This is a genomic window from Fibrobacter sp. UWT3 (assembly GCF_900230125.1).
In the GTDB taxonomy this organism is placed as follows: domain Bacteria; phylum Fibrobacterota; class Fibrobacteria; order Fibrobacterales; family Fibrobacteraceae; genus Fibrobacter.
On the sequence record NZ_OCSS01000003.1, the window covers coordinates 662,191 to 677,002 of the forward strand.

13 protein-coding genes are annotated in these 14,812 nt (G+C 56.1%); 6 read left to right on the forward strand and 7 right to left on the reverse strand.

Going from position 1 to position 14,812, the window contains the following annotated elements; all coding sequences use genetic code 11:
- Window positions 1-4: 4 nt before the first annotated feature.
- The 7 genes from CRO08_RS14410 to trpS all read right to left on the reverse strand — a co-directional run bounded on the left by CRO08_RS14410 (window position 5) and on the right by trpS (window position 7,630).
- Window positions 5-796 (reverse strand): hypothetical protein, encoded by a 792-nt coding sequence (locus tag CRO08_RS14410; RefSeq protein ID WP_141398401.1) that lies wholly within the window; start codon window positions 794-796, stop codon window positions 5-7.
- A 19-nt stretch (window positions 797-815) separates the two neighbouring features.
- Window positions 816-1,982, reverse strand: a complete 1,167-nt coding sequence (locus CRO08_RS14415) for a hypothetical protein (RefSeq protein ID WP_097036763.1) — start codon at window positions 1,980-1,982, stop codon at window positions 816-818.
- A 20-nt stretch (window positions 1,983-2,002) separates the two neighbouring features.
- The gene (locus CRO08_RS14420) at window positions 2,003-3,151 is read right to left on the reverse strand and encodes a hypothetical protein (protein ID WP_097036764.1); all 1,149 of its coding nucleotides are present in this window, start codon (window positions 3,149-3,151) and stop codon (window positions 2,003-2,005) included.
- A gap of 230 nt (window positions 3,152-3,381) precedes the next feature.
- Window positions 3,382-4,314, reverse strand: coding sequence for a cysteine synthase A (gene cysK, locus CRO08_RS14425; protein WP_097036765.1), 933 nt, complete (start codon window positions 4,312-4,314; stop codon window positions 3,382-3,384).
- Between the two features lie 171 nt (window positions 4,315-4,485).
- Window positions 4,486-5,772 carry an O-acetylhomoserine aminocarboxypropyltransferase/cysteine synthase family protein gene (locus CRO08_RS14430; RefSeq protein ID WP_097036766.1) on the reverse strand — a complete coding sequence of 429 codons (1,287 nt, stop codon included), beginning with the start codon at window positions 5,770-5,772 and terminating at the stop codon, window positions 4,486-4,488.
- A gap of 388 nt (window positions 5,773-6,160) precedes the next feature.
- A complete protein-coding gene (locus CRO08_RS14435) occupies window positions 6,161-6,619 on the reverse strand; it encodes an Rrf2 family transcriptional regulator (RefSeq protein WP_097036767.1) in 459 nt (152 codons plus the stop codon).
- A gap of 15 nt (window positions 6,620-6,634) precedes the next feature.
- Complete coding sequence (gene trpS / locus CRO08_RS14440) at window positions 6,635-7,630, reverse strand: tryptophan--tRNA ligase (RefSeq protein ID WP_073115093.1); 996 nt, start codon at window positions 7,628-7,630, stop codon at window positions 6,635-6,637.
- A gap of 73 nt (window positions 7,631-7,703) precedes the next feature.
- On the opposite strand from trpS, the gene CRO08_RS14445 reads away from it, so the two are divergent.
- Genes CRO08_RS14445 through CRO08_RS14470 form a run of 6 tightly spaced genes read left to right on the forward strand, consistent with a single transcriptional unit; the run spans window position 7,704 to window position 14,787 of the window.
- Window positions 7,704-8,858 (forward strand): ribonuclease D, encoded by a 1,155-nt coding sequence (locus CRO08_RS14445; protein ID WP_097036768.1) that lies wholly within the window; start codon window positions 7,704-7,706, stop codon window positions 8,856-8,858.
- 1 nt (window position 8,859) lies between these two features.
- Window positions 8,860-9,450 carry a 5-formyltetrahydrofolate cyclo-ligase gene (locus tag CRO08_RS14450; protein WP_255252405.1) on the forward strand — a complete coding sequence of 197 codons (591 nt, stop codon included), beginning with the start codon at window positions 8,860-8,862 and terminating at the stop codon, window positions 9,448-9,450.
- A gap of 30 nt (window positions 9,451-9,480) precedes the next feature.
- The gene (locus tag CRO08_RS14455; RefSeq protein WP_097036769.1) at window positions 9,481-10,395 is read left to right on the forward strand and encodes an RNA methyltransferase; all 915 of its coding nucleotides are present in this window, start codon (window positions 9,481-9,483) and stop codon (window positions 10,393-10,395) included.
- Between the two features lie 59 nt (window positions 10,396-10,454).
- Entirely contained in the window at window positions 10,455-12,200 is a 1,746-nt protein-coding gene (locus CRO08_RS14460; RefSeq protein ID WP_097036770.1) for an AAA family ATPase, read from the forward strand.
- Window positions 12,201-12,219: 19 nt separating this feature from the next.
- On the forward strand, window positions 12,220-13,557 hold the full coding sequence (locus CRO08_RS14465; RefSeq protein ID WP_097036771.1) for a hypothetical protein: 1,338 nt from the start codon (window positions 12,220-12,222) through the stop codon (window positions 13,555-13,557).
- A 48-nt stretch (window positions 13,558-13,605) separates the two neighbouring features.
- Window positions 13,606-14,787 (forward strand): LysM peptidoglycan-binding domain-containing protein, encoded by a 1,182-nt coding sequence (locus tag CRO08_RS14470; RefSeq protein WP_072808753.1) that lies wholly within the window; start codon window positions 13,606-13,608, stop codon window positions 14,785-14,787.
- The last annotated feature ends 25 nt before the right edge of the window (window positions 14,788-14,812 follow it).

The following is a 14,812-nucleotide window of genomic DNA, read 5'->3' on the forward strand; positions in this document are numbered from 1 at the left end:
TAATTTAGCCGCCCATCGGTACGACGGTGTGCCATCTACCGTTGTCGCAACGGTACATCCACTGGCCGTCAATCACTACCGATTTGCCGTCCTGATTGCAGGGAACGGCATCGGGCAGGACTCTCGGGCTGCCGCTGCAGTACTTCATTATGCCGAAATACATGCAGAGGTCCGCATCGCTGTACCCGCACCGTTCCTGGGTGGTATCGCAGTCCTTGGCCGCAATCCACATCCCGGCAGCACACATGTAGAGTGAGTCACTGTTAGCGCAGTCCGCCTTGAGCGTGTAATCGGGAGCGTCGCAGTCCCACCTGCTTGCGCTTTCGCTATCGGAAATGTGGATGCACATATCCGCATCCTTTACCCAGAAGCCATCCGTACACGTGTAGGCTTCGTTCGTGAAGCAGTCTACGGCATGCTTGCCTTCGTCACCGAAGCACCAGGGATCGGAATCGCTGTCGGGAGGCATGTCGCTCATATGGATGCACGTTTCGCCGGAATTTGAAGAACTAGAGTTCCTGGAGTTCACCGCAGAAGACGATTCCGGAATCTCGACCGACGAGGAACTTTCACCGTTTTCAACGCTTGAACTGGAAACTTCGACGATAGACGAGGAACTTTGCTCCGGGCAGTATTGCTTCTCGCCCATTCTACAGAGTTCTTCGACGGTGTACCCGCATTCAGGAGCAAGCGCTGTGCATTGGTCAGGAACCGAACTCGAGTCATCTCCGCAGGCGACGAGCCCGAATGCGGCAATCATTGCCACGGAACTGATCGTCAAAACATTACGCTTCATGCTTTATTCTCCGTTCGCGTTACCTTGTCGGAGGTGGCATAAATTCGTACTTGCCATCTCGACATTGGAAGTCACAGCCGTCCTTGCTAATCCATGAAGTTTCAGGATCCCTTTCGTTGCAGGTCGTACCGATGATGTCGCTCTGCCAGCAATCCTGGAAGCCGCCCAAGCAGTCCTTGTCCGAGTCGCAGTTGCCGTAGTAGTTCGAACGCTTTTCCCACTTGCCGTCGACACAGACGTAGCTGATCAAGCGAAAACTCGTGGAATCGGTAGTGTCGTATTCCCTGTAATCGCGGCCACGGCCTTCTTCGCAGGGTTCGTTCAGCCAGTCATCGCTACAGTATTCCCTGAGATTGTAATTCATGCAGAGTTTGTAGTCGTCGAACCCGCACTTTTCCTTGGTGGTGTCGCAACCCGTCGCGTTGAGCCAGATTCCGTTGGCGCACATCATGTAGAAATTCTTGGCGCAGTCCATGGCGACATCGAATTCAACATCGCAGGGGTGCGGTTTCATCGGATCGCCGGTGTCGGTAATGTGGCGGCAGGTTTCATCCGCGACGGTATTCCAGCTACCGTTTTCGCAAACGTACACGTCGCTTGTTTCGCAGTCGGGAAGTCTTGTCCCCTCTTCTTCGGCCGTGCACATCGGAATCTGGTACGTGATATGCAAACTATCAGCGAAGTGCGGCATGGGCACGCACTGTTCCTTGGATTGCGACGAACTCGAATTCACCGCAGAAGAAGATTCCGGATTCACCATCGAAGAGGAACTCCCCGTGCAGTACTGGGTCATGCCCATCGCACACAGTTCCTCGGGCGAGTATCCACATTCCGGCATAAACGCATTGCACTGTGCCTTGAAGGAACTGGAACTCACGATAGTCATTGACGAAGAACTCCCCGTGCAGTACTGGGTCATGCCCATCGCGCACAGTTCCTCAAGCGAGTATCCACATTCCGGCATGAACGCATTGCACTGCACCTTGACAGAACTGGAACTACCGGCAACGTCGCTACTCGACACCGGATTACCATTGCTTGAATCGGGCAAACCATTCGTCTCCGAACTCGTAATTTCATCGGGAACAACAGGACTGCTGGAACTGTCGTCACCACAGGCAACAAGCCCGAACGCGGCAAATACCGTTGCGGTGCCAAGCACCTTGATAATCTTTTTCTGGTTCATAGTTTTTCTCCTTTCTAAACTTATTCGTTCGCCAGTTTCGGCACAAACACATACTCGCCATTACGGCACTGGTAGTCGCAGTCACCCTGATGGATCCATTCTTTTTCCGCATCGTTCACGTCGCACGGCGTACGGACAACGGCCGCGTCGACACAACGCAAAGATTCGTAGGTACCCCTGTACTTTTCCCACTTGCCTTCGAAGCACATGAATATTGTATGTTCTCTCGCTCCGGCGGAAGTCTCTATGTAACCTTCCAGGATGCCGCCATCCACCAGGCAGGTATCCCCTATGGTGGGATTGATTTGCTCCCAGAAGCCCGCGCTCAAACATTCATATTCAACGTTTCTTGCGCAATCAACAGTCCTTGCCCCCTTGTTTGAGCACTTCCTGCCATCAGATCCATTTTTAGCTCCGATTATACGGCTGCAGGATTCCGTCTCCTTCATGGGAGTCCAGTAGGCATCGGCACAAACATACTCTTCACCACTCCCGCAGTCAATAACCGTCTTCGGGGCGTTCGAGTTGCAAGGCACGCGACCACATTTTGCGGAATCTCCCGTGCACGGAATCAGCACCACGTTCAGGCACTGGCTTCTATCCGCCAGGTTCCAGAGTCCGTTCTTGCACTGGTATACACCTCCGGTTACGCAGTCTTCCGCCATCATCCCTTCGTCATAGCATTCGCTGCAGGGCCTATAGGGAATGGGGCAATCGGGACCGTCGCAGTTCCGGCACATGCGCGCAAAGTTAATGCATTCTTCCAGGAATCCCGCGGAACTCGACTCGGCTATGGAAGAAGAACTCACGGCCAAGGAGGAACTCGAAATGCAGTACCGCGCCTGTCCCATGTTGCAAAGTTGTTCTGCGGTCCACCCGCACGAAGTATCCATCGAGAGGCAGGTCGCCGAACTTTTCGGCAAGAAGGAGGAAGAACTCTCGGCAATAAGCGAGGAGGAAATCGGGTTATCCGTTCCGGAACTCGAGAGAGCGTCGTCTCCGGAACTAGAAAATCCCTGCTCGTCCGAACTGGAGAGAGCGGCACTATCGGAACTATAATCCAGGCCCGACGTTTCCGGGGCGCTGGAGCTGTCGTCACAGGCAACAAACGCGAATGCGGCAACTGCCACCGCGACACCCAAATTTTTGAACAGTAAATTCCGGCGCATACCGTACTCCTTTTTCGTTTACGGTATGAATATATAATCGTTTTTTCAAAAAGTCAAGTATTCCATGCAACAAAATTATGAAATTTTCGCAAAATTCATCACATTTCACAAAATTTATACACTTCTTGCCACTACATGCAACACATTGTTGCATATACAGAAAAACGGTGCCGCAGGCGCGACACCGTTTCACTATGTCTAATTGACGGAAAGATTCTTCCGCTAACCGTTTATTCCGCGAACAAGGCGGTAGAGAGGTAGCGGTCGCCGGTATCCGGGAGGAGCGCGACGATCGTCTTGCCCTTGTTTTCGGGACGCTTCGCGAGTTCCTTTGCAGCCCAGAGGGCAGCACCGGAAGAAATACCCACGAGCACGCCTTCCTTCTTGCCGATTTCGCGGCCGGCTTCAAAAGCAGCCTCGTTCTCGACAGCGATGATTTCGTCGTAGACCTTGGTGTTCAGCGTGTCAGGCACGAACCCGGCACCGATACCCTGGATCTTATGGGAGCCCGCGACGCCCTTGCTGAGCACCGGAGAGCTGGCCGGTTCAACGGCGACAACCTTCACGTTCGGGTTCTTGCTCTTGAGGAACTCGCCCACGCCGGTCACGGTACCGCCCGTACCCACGCCCGCCACGAAGATATCGACCTTGCCGTCGGTGTCTTCCCAGATTTCGGGACCGGTAGTGGCCCTGTGGGCGGCCGGGTTGGCCGGGTTCACGAACTGGCCCGGGATGAAGCTGTTCGGGATTTCCTTCGCGAGTTCGTCGGCCTTCGCGATGGCGCCCTTCATGCCCTTCGCACCTTCGGTCAGGACGAGTTCGGCACCGTAGGCCTTCATCAGCTGGCGACGTTCAATGCTCATGGTTTCCGGCATCACGATGATGATGCGGTAACCGCGGGCAGCGGCGACGGAAGCAAGACCGATACCGGTGTTACCGGAAGTCGGCTCGATGATGACGGAACCGGCCTTGAGCTTGCCGCTCTTCTCGGCGTCGTCGAGCATCGCCTTCGCGATACGGTCCTTCACGGAACCTGCGGGGTTGAAGTACTCGAGCTTCGCGAGAATCTTGGCTTCGAGGTTGTTGGAAGCTTCGACGTGAGTGAGTTCGAGGAGGGGGGTGTGACCAACAAGCTGGTCGGCGGAGGTGTAAATCTTAGACATTTTGAAATTCCTTTTTTTTGTGATCCCCGCTAGTGCGCGTAGCCATCAGAGCGGGGATCTTGTTTAAAATTTTGTTGATGTTAAGCCGCGGTCGACGGCCCGAATGAAAAGCCTACTACCAGGGCTAACATCGAACAGAATTAAGGTAAAGTCCGTACATACTATAATTCCTTAGATGGCGTTCAGTGCCTGGTCGAGGTCGTTGATGATATCCTCGTAGTGTTCCGTACCGATGGAGAGGCGGACCGTTGCAGGAGAGATGCCCGCTTCGGAAAGTTCCTTCGGAGTGAGTTCGGAGTGAGTCGTCGTGTAGGGGTGCACCACCAGACTCTTCACGTCGGCAACGTTCGCTAGCAGGCTGAAAATCTTGAGGCTGTCGATGAACTTGAACGCTTCGGCCTGGCCTCCCTTCACGTCAAACGTGAAGATGGAACCGCCGCCGTTCGGGAAGTAGCGTTCGTAAAGCTTGTGGTCCGGATGGTCGGCAAAGCTCGGGTGGTTGACCTTCGCGACCTTCGGGTGCTTCACGAGGAACTCGAGGACCTTCTTGGTGTTTTCCACGTGGCGGTCGAGGCGGAGCGAAAGCGTTTCCGTACCCTGGAGCAGCAGGAAAGCGTTGAACGGGGAAATCGCGGCACCTTCGTCACGCAGGAGAATGGCGCGGATGTACACGATGTAGGCAGCGGCGCCAGCAGCGGCCGTGAAAGGCACGCCGTAGCTCGGGTTCGTCTCGGTAAACTGCGGGAACTTGCCACTTGCAGCCCAGTCAAACTTGCCACCGTCAACGATGACACCGCCGAGAGTCGTGCCGTGACCGCCGATGAACTTCGTAGCAGAATGGATCACGATGTCGGCGCCATGTTCCAGCGGACGGATCAGGTAAGGAGTACCGAAGGTATTGTCGATGAGCACCGGAATCTTATGCTTGTGCGCAATTTCAGAAATCGCCTCGATATCCGGGATATCGGAATGCGGGTTGCCGAGCGTCTCGATGAGCACGAGCTTCGTGTTTTCCTTGATAGAAGATTCGACTTCCTTCAGGTCACGAGTATTCACGAACGTGGTGTCAATGCCGAACGGACGGAGCGTATGTTCCAGAAGGTTGTAGGTGCCGCCGTAGATGGTGCGCTGGGCTACCACGTGGTCACCCTTGCGGGCGAGAGCCGTGATGGCGTAAGTGAGGGCTGCTGCGCCAGAAGCGACGGCGAGACCTGCGATACCGCCTTCGAGGGCAGCGATGCGCTTTTCAAAAACATCCTGCGTCGTGTTGGTGAGACGGCCGTAGATGTTGCCCGCATCCTTCAGGTGGAAACGGTCAGAGGCGTGCTGAGCGTTATGGAAAACGTAGGAGGTGGTCTGGTATATAGGGACTGCGCGGGAATCGGTTGCGGGGTCTGCCTGTTCCTGGCCAACGTGGAGCTGAAGAGTTTCGAAGTGGAGCTTGTTCTGAGTAGTCATGTGTGAAATTCCTTTTTTTTGTTTTGCCATCCCCGTGCGGGATGCTTGTTAAATAGTGCCCCTTTATTTCAAGCCGGGGCCCAGCCTGGCGGATTTAAGCTCCGCGAGCCTCACTTAGGGTACACATTCGATATTTCATAAGCTATCCTGCCTTCGCGACTCTATCGCCTTGCTGTTTCTAGGTTTTAAAGGTCCTGGGCGGCATTTCCGCCCGACGGGGAGTAAATTAGAACTATTTTCCCACCTTTTCAATAGGAAAACAGGTCGGCATGTAAGAATTTTGCTTACATTTTTCTTACTAATAGGTTTTACCTATAACTATTTATAAGCCAAAGGAGGTGAACATAAAAAAAGGAGGGTTACACCCTCCTTAAATACTTGGCTTAGCCTACAGCCCGCAGTTCCAGGACTTTCCTGCAGGCACCTTCCCCTTGGCTTCGGGAGTATTGCGCAGGAACTGGTCTAGCTTGACGCTGTCCAGGTAATTCTTGATAAGGGAACTGAGTTCTTTCCAAACCGGGAGCGTTGCGCAAATATCGGCGCGGTCGCAACTGTTCTCCGGTTCGTCAAGGCAGGCCACAGGCGCAACGGAAGTCTCTACCAGCGATAGAATCTGCCACACGCTACATTCCGTTGGCTCGCAATTCAGCTTGTAGCCGCCCGCCTTGCCACGTGCGCCCGCAAGCAGTTTCCCGCGGACAAGCGCACCCAATATGCCTTCAAGATACTTTTCAGAAATGCCTTCCCTCTCGGCAAGTTCCTGCAACTTCACGAAATCGTCCTTGCCGTTCTCGGCAAGGTCGATCATCACGCGGAGTGCATATCTGCCCTTGGTGGAAATTCGCATTTCTCTAGCACGTCCTTAGTACGTCCCCAGCAGGCTGCGGACCTTCTCCATCATGGCCTTGGACTTCACGCGGGCCTTCTCCTTGCCGTACGCGAGAATCTTGTCGATTTCCTCGGTATGGTTCAGCAGGTAGAAGTACTTTTCGCGAGCGGCACCCAGGTGTTCTTCGAGAACGTTCTGGAGTTCCTGCTTGGCGTGCCCCCAGCCCATGCCACCGGCGCGGTAGCGGGCAGCGAGAGCCTCGGTCTGTTCCGGAGTCGCGAAGAGTTTGTACAACTTAAACACGTTGCAGGTATCCGGATCCTTCGGTTCCTCGATGCCCTGGGAGTTCGTGACAATCTTGCCGATTTTCTTCTTGAGGGCCTTGCTCTCGAGGAAGATGTCGATGACGTTGTCGTAAGACTTGCTCATCTTGCGGCCGTCAAGACCCGGGATGATTCCGGTCGTTTCCTGGAACACGGGTTCCGGAATCGTGAATACATCTTCGCCAAAATGCTTGTTGAACTTGATGGCGATATCGCGGGCGAATTCCACGTGTTGCTTCTGGTCCTTGCCCACGGGCACGATGTCAGCGCTGAACATCAAAATGTCGGCGTCCATCAAGCACGGGTAGCAGTAGAGGCCCATGTTCACGTTCGCATCCGGGTCCTCGCCGGCGGCTTCGTTCTTTGCCACCTTGTCCTTGTAGGCGTGGGCGCGGTTCATGAATCCCTTCGGCGTAAAGCAGCTAAGCGCCCAGCTGAGTTCGAAAATTTCAGGAATGTCGCTCTGCTTGTAGAACAGGCCCTCTTCGGGGTTCAGGCCCAGCGCAAGCCAGGTCGCCGCAATCTTGTAGATGTTCGCGCGCATCTCGGCACCATTCTGGACGGTGGTGAGGGCGTGGTAGTCGGCGATAAAATAGACCGTATCGTAGGTCTTGGAAAGTTCAAGAGCGGGGCGGATGGCGCCCAGGTAGTTGCCTAAGTGCGGCGTGCCAGTGGGCTTGATGCCCGTAAGGGAAATTTTCTTCATGGGCGCAAATATAGCAAGATTTGCAGGACGGCCAAAATCAGTACGTGTTATTTATTTAAATTTATAGGAAAAGATGCAGAACGAAAAATACATACTTGTAGATAACGAAGAAAGTCTTGCAAACCTTGTTGCGGACCTCGAACTCTACGATATGGCGGCCGTCGATACCGAGGCCGATTCCATGCACCATTACCACGCAAGGCTCTGCCTCATCCAGATTACCATCGGCGAACACCACTATATCGTGGACCCTCTCTGCGGAGTCGACATTTCTCCCCTGTTTTCCACGAAGGCGATGCAGACCGTCATTTTCCACGGTGCGGACTATGACCTCCGCCTGCTCTGGCAAGCCTACCAGTACTCCCCCAAGAGCATCTTCGACACGATGCTTGCCGCAAAGTTCCTGGGAGCGCAGCATCTCGGACTAGCCGACCTCGTGCGCGAGAACTTCGGCGACGAACTGAAAAAAGAAAACCAGCGCGCCGACTGGACCATAAGGCCCCTGCCGCTCGAGATGTGCGAATACGCCATCCACGACACGTTCTACCTGCACGAACTGTGCGCCATCCTTTCAGAAAAGCTGATTGCGGCCGGGCGCATGGGCTGGCTCATGGAGCAATGCAACGCCCTGATCGAGCACGCAAAGATGCCGAGCGAAAGGACCCGCGAGCAGTGGAGACTCACCGGTTCAAGCCTGTTTAACCCCTGCAGCCTGAACATTCTCAAGCATCTCTGGGAATGGCGCGAGGCCCAGGCCGAAGCCATGGACCGCCCGCCCTACAAGGTAATGCCCGCAGAACTCATGCTCGCCATCGTGCGGGCAATGAATGCCCACTATCCCGAAATCAAGATCGAGAACCTTCCCAAGCTGCCCCGCAACTTCAGGGACGAACGTCTTGATTCGTTCAAGGCGATGCTCGAGAGCGCAGTCGCCACTCCGGACAGCGAATGGCCCGAACGCCTGCCCAAGGCGCCGCCCCCGCCGGTCATCCCGCACTCGGAACTTCTCGCCGCCCTCAAGATATGGCGCGACGAAGAAGCCGCAAAACTCAAACTTGACCCGTCCCTCCTTGCCAACAAGGGGCAACTCATCTGGCTCGCCGCTCCCGGCGACATGCCCTGGGAAGTACGCTACAACGAGGCGCACCTGATGGAATGGCAAAAGAAAATCTGGAACGGAATCCTCCGCGAAAAGCTCCCTTCTGCAAAACGTATCGGCGAGGACTAGCATGAACATTGTCACCGCCGTAATAGCCATCATCCTCGTGATGCTCGTATTCGGGAGCAGCCAGATCGTGGAACTCGTGCTCAAGAAGCGTCGCGAAAAACGGGGCGAAGACATCATCAGGGACCCGTGGACGGAGATTCACGAAATTCCCGGCTACAGGAACTCAAGGAACATCGCCGCATTCTACCCCCTCAAGGGCGAGGCAAACATCATGCCCATCCTCGAGGAACTCGCGCTCGAAGGCAGGCTTCTTCTCCCGCGCTGCGAGGGTGACGGCATCATGAATTTCTACAAGGTAAATAGCCTGCGCAAGGACCTCGCGAAAGGACACTTCGGAATCATGGAGCCGCGCGAAGGGCTCGAAAAATTCGAAGGCGAAATTCCCATATTCCTCGTTCCGGGTACAAAGTTCAACTGGGACGGCTGCCGCGTGGGTCACGGCAAGGGCTACTACGACAGGTTCCTCGCCAAGTACCCCAAGTCATACAAGGCGGGCATCGCCACCCCGGCACAGATATCGCAGGAGCCCCTCCCGCAAAAGGAAACCGACATCCGGATGGACGTGATTATCGCCTGCAAGGAACGGTACTAAGAACCATTCACAATTAAACGGAGTATTTCAATGGGTTTCAACAATGACGGCAACCGTCGCGGTTTCAGCAGCGACCGCAGGCAAGAATTCGGATACGAGCGCCGGTTCGAAAAGAGGTTCGACAACCGTGGCGAAAAAAGGTTCGACAGGCGTCCGCCTGCAGAAAAAGTCGTCACCGCCATGGGCGATGCCGACGCCAAGCCCCAGGTCGCGGTCGGCGGCATCAAGGAAGTCACCGACGTGCTTACCAAGGAACCGCTGAAGGTCCACCGCGTGCTCTTCATGCACCAGTCCGGAAACCCGAAACTCTACGAACTGCAGAAACTCGCAAAGAAGGCGCACGTTCACGTGCAGCAGGTCGACGGTAAAATCCTTGACAGCTACGCGCGCCCGAACCAGGGTGTAGTCGCCCTCATGAACGAGAAGGAACTCCTCGACTGGCTCGACGTTCGCGAAGAACTGTTCGCCGCAAAGGAAAAAGGCGAGAAGAAACTCGTCGCCGTCGCGACCAACATTGAAGACCCGCGCAACCTCGGGGCATGCATCCGCAGTTGCCTCGCCCTCGGGGTCGACCTGTTCCTGATACCCGCGAAGGGAATGTGCGGGATTACCCCGAGCGTCGCCCGCACGTCTGCCGGCGCGCTCGAGAAGATGCGCGTATGCAGGCCCGACAATCTCGAAGCCGCAATCGGAGAACTCAAGATGGCCGGCTACCAGGTCGCAGGCCTTGACGCCGATACCGAAACAAACCTCGCCGACTACAAGTTCGCAGACCAGGTCGTTATCGCCGTCGGCGGCGAAGACGTAGGCCTCCCGCCGTTCGTGAAAAAGCAATGCGACGCCATCCTCCGCATCCCGATGATGCCCGAGGCACACTCCTACAACGCGTCCGTGGCCCTCTCGCTCGGGCTATACGAATTCGCGAGGCTCCGCATCAAGGCATAGGGCCAACGCGCCGCCGGCAAAAAATTATCTTGAAACCATAGACAGCACAGAGGTCTCTTATGGAAAGCGCAAGAAAAATCATCAACACGTTCCTCAAGACGAAGTACAGCCCGAACGAACTGAAGGGCGAACTCTTCAAGGTGGGCGAAGCCGCCAAGGAAGAAGGCTGGACCTTCATGGATGCGAGTTTCCAGCTTGGCGGAAAGGCCCGCGACGAAGGGCTTTCTCCGGACGAAGTTGAACAGATCCTCCGCCGCGCTTTCTCCTCCGAGAAGCGTTCCTCCGAACGCGAAGAAGCCCAACCCGCAGCGCAGGCCGCACCCGCAGCCGCAGCGCAGGCGGAACCTGCCGCCATGGCAGCCCCGGTAAAACCCGCGATAATATCGCCGCTTTCTACCGGCATGATTTCGATGGAGCAGATGCTTGCGCTCGGCCTCGACACGCAGTCCATGGAACTGTTGCAGAACTTCAAGATTGACCCGGAAGCGCTTTCCATCCCGTGGCCTGCTGCCGACTGGCGCAAGGACCTCGCTAAACTCCTGGACATCGCCTTCGAGACCGACGAGACCATCGAGTTCAAGATTTCAGACACGCCGAACGCGACGTCGGAACTCGTGTCGAACATCGTGGGCCGCGACGATGCCATCAAGAAAATCATGAAGAGCCTCGACAGCCAGGAAGGCGCGCTCATCTGCGTGAACGCGACCAAGGGCGGGGCTGATGCCGGCGACGAAAGCTGGCGCTACCGTTACGCCGTCATCGACAACCCGAAGATGTCCCTGGCCAAACAGCTCGCCTACTACAAGGCATTGAACCTCCCGTGCGCCGCCCTCGTGAACACGGGTGCAAACTCCGTGCAGGCGTGGATCAAGATTGGCGCCAACGACCGCGAGGAATACGACGAGCGCATTGACTTCCTCTTCAAGACACTCGATTCCCAGGGTTTCAAAGTAGATTTCTCCAACAGAAGCCCCACCATGATGGCCCGCATGCCGGGCGTGCTCCGTGGCGGCAAGCAGCAGTACCTCATCGGTACCGAACAGGGCGCGAAGAATTTCAAGGAATGGAAGGAATGGGTCGAGTACTCCCTCGACGGCAAGCCGCTTATTGAACTTGCCAGCGACAGCGAGGAACCGCCGAAAAAGGACGCGAGCATTATCGAGAACATGCTGCGCGCAGGCGAATTCTTCCTGTTCCAGGCTCCGCCCAAGAGCGGAAAGTCGCTCGCCCTCATGGACATGGCGCTTTCCATCTGCTACGGCGAAGACTGGTTCGGCAACAGCACTTCTTCCAACGACGTGCTGTTCATCAACTTCGAACTCACGAAGTCCGTGTTCCTGAACCGCCTGCACCTGCTCGGCAACAAGCGCGGGCTCAACGCAAGTACACCCAAGTTCGGCTTCCTGAACCTGCGCGGTACGGCACTCTCCCCGCTCGAAACCGCACAGCTTATCGCGAAGCGTATCGAGGGCGCCAAGAAACTCGAGAACCACGATTACCGCGTGGTGGTCATCGACCCGATATCCGCCGTGCTCCACAACCCGAAGTCCATGCGACTCACCGGCTCGCCGCACCAGATTCTGATGCAGATGGTCGATACCATCATCGCGCTTACCGGGTGTGCAGTCGTTACCGCATGCAATAACGACGAGTACCCGTATCTTGAATCCCGCGCCGACAGCGTCATATCGCTTTCACCGGTGGAAGGCGGCCTGAACCTGTTCCAGATAAACGGCTCGTTCCGCGAATTCCCGAAGATGCTCGCACGCGAATGCTCGTGGATTTACCCGCGGTTCCTCGTATAGTTACAAAGAGTTCTAGCAAATGTTCGACAGACAAAAGAAATACTCCACTCGCGCTCCCAAGAAGCTTGTCGCAGGCAGGTTCCACAGCGCTCCCGCAAAGTCCGTCCCCGAAAAGGACTCTGCAGCGAAGAAGGCTACCCCCGTACGCAGGGTCCTTCCGTTCGAAGAAATCAAACGGCAGCTTACGGCATGGGCCGAAGACAACCGCATTCCCGGAAAGTTCCAGGCTTGGTTCACCAAGGAACCCGCGAACGACCACTGCGACTGGCGCATACTGAACAAGCTCGTGAACAACCACGAATCACTCGTGCTCGACGCCCCCGCACGCGACATGGATGCACCCGCAGTAGTGAAGAACGTTTTCGACCAGCTGCGCAAGGACCACCTGCACACGCTCAAGAAGGCTCTGCGCCAAATCTGGTTCAGGGCCACCGGCGACGGACGCTACGCGCTCCTCGTGCAGGCGAACATCCACGGGCGCAATTCCGGCCACGAGATAAAATCGTTTATCGAATTTTTGCAGCACAACTGCCCGCAGGTCATCAGCTGCCACCAGGTGCAGTGCACGCCGAACCACCTGTTTGACCCCGCCCTCCTGCAGAACACGCGCGTCGACGTGAAGGCCGCGTTCGGGAGCGCGTTCATGCCCATCGCGGGCACGGGCCTTTCCATGCACGTGCTGGACTGGGCCCCCAGAATGAAGGACGCGTGGCTGGAACTCCCCCTCCGTATCAAGGACGCAGTCCACCCCGCGAAAGGCGACCGCTTCTTCGAGTTCTTCAGCGCATCGGGCTACGTTTCCGCAAGCCTCGCCCAGGACTTCGAGCAGGTCGAATCCCTCGACTGTCGCGAGACCGCGATGGAATCCGCAAAGATGAACGCGCGCAGCCTTGCAGGCAACAACATGCGTTTCCACCGCAGTCACCTAGACCGTGCCTTCCTCGAAAAGTTCTTCGGAAAGCGCGACAACGAGGGCAAGTGGACTTTCTACCTCAACGAACCCGAGGCTGAACCCATCACGAGCGACCTCGTGCAGGCCATCGCCGCCTCGCGCCCCGAACGCATCCTGTTGCAGGTGACCGACCTCGAGAACGCCGCAAAGCAAATCAAGCGGTTCCGAGCCGAGGGCTACATGCTCCGCAAGAACATCCCGCTCTACCTGGAACCGGGCAGCGGCAAGTTCGAGCTGCTCATGCTGTTCGTACCCGACCGGGCGGGTCTTTTGGGCGGATTTGCGGCCCAGAACGGCCAAAAACGCTCCGTCAAGCGCCCCCAGGAGCGCATTTCGGGCAAAAATCAGGCCGATATACCCCATTTTGTGCAAAAAAAGGGTACTCCCAGGGCAAGAAAAGATTAAATTATAAGCAGTTAACTCGTTTTCATTCAAAGGGTTACAAGGTTTTCTATGAATTTCTTCAAGTGTGCGACAATCACCCTCGGACTTTCGGCCCTGGTCGTTTCCGCCTACGTGGTCAAGGAAGGCGACACCCTCTGGGACCTGAGCGACGAATACCTGCACGACCCGTTCGCCTGGCCCGACCTCTGGGAAAACAACAGGCACATCCAGGACCCCCACTGGATTTATCCCGGCGATTCCATCTACCTGGGCGACAGCGTACGCGAAGAACCGGTAATGCAGATCCCAGCCGACAAGAAGAAATACCCCTGCAAGGCGGCTGTAGCCGATTCTAACCTCCCGAAGGGCAAGGGCTACCAGATCCAGAGCGTCGGCTGCGACGAGAACGACGAACGCAACGGCGAGTTCGAGAACATGCTCGGCAACCTCCGCGACAAGGACAAGAAGCAGAAGAAAAAGAAACAGGAAGCGGATTCCTACTACTACAAGAAGCGCCCCGAACCGAAGATTTTCAACGGCTACTACCAGATTCTCGCACCTGAAATCTACACGCTCGATTCCCTGAAGAACGACAGCAGCTTTATCTCCATCCGTTCCGGCGAAAAGAAGGAACCCATCCTGCACATTCCCGAAATGGAAGTGGTCGTGGGCATCGGCAAGAAGACCTACCCGAATCTCAAGAAGGGTGACCTCGTAGAAATTCTCGACGCGAAGAAGATTGAAGTGCCGGCCCGCAGTGGCGGTTTCGAGAAGTTCGCGCTTCTCAAGCTTTCGGGCGTTGCAAAGATTGTCGCCATCGGTGACACGCTTTCTCGCGCGATGATCATGCAGAGCTTCCGCGAAATCAAGATTAACCAGTCGAAGGCCCGCCTCAAGCAGCCGATCAGCCCCATCAACGTTACCGGCTATGGCGACGTTCCCGAATCCAACATTGATTCCATGGCGCAGATCCGCTACGCGATGGACCCGATGCTCATCATCGGCAGCTATTCCTACGTGCTTATCGACAAGGGCGCCGAACAGGGTTACGGTACGGGCGACGCCATCGCCATCTGGGAAGCCGACAAGTCCGACGCCTCCATCCCGCCGCGCCTGCTCGGCAGGGGCATAATTGCACGCGCATCGCAAAACGAAGCGGCAGTGCTTGTCCGCGAAGCCTATTCCAACAACCGCCGCATCGAAACCGGCCACAGGGTCTCCGTGACCCACAAGGCAAACATAGCCAAGTGACAAAGGCTCTCCTCATCACGGCAGG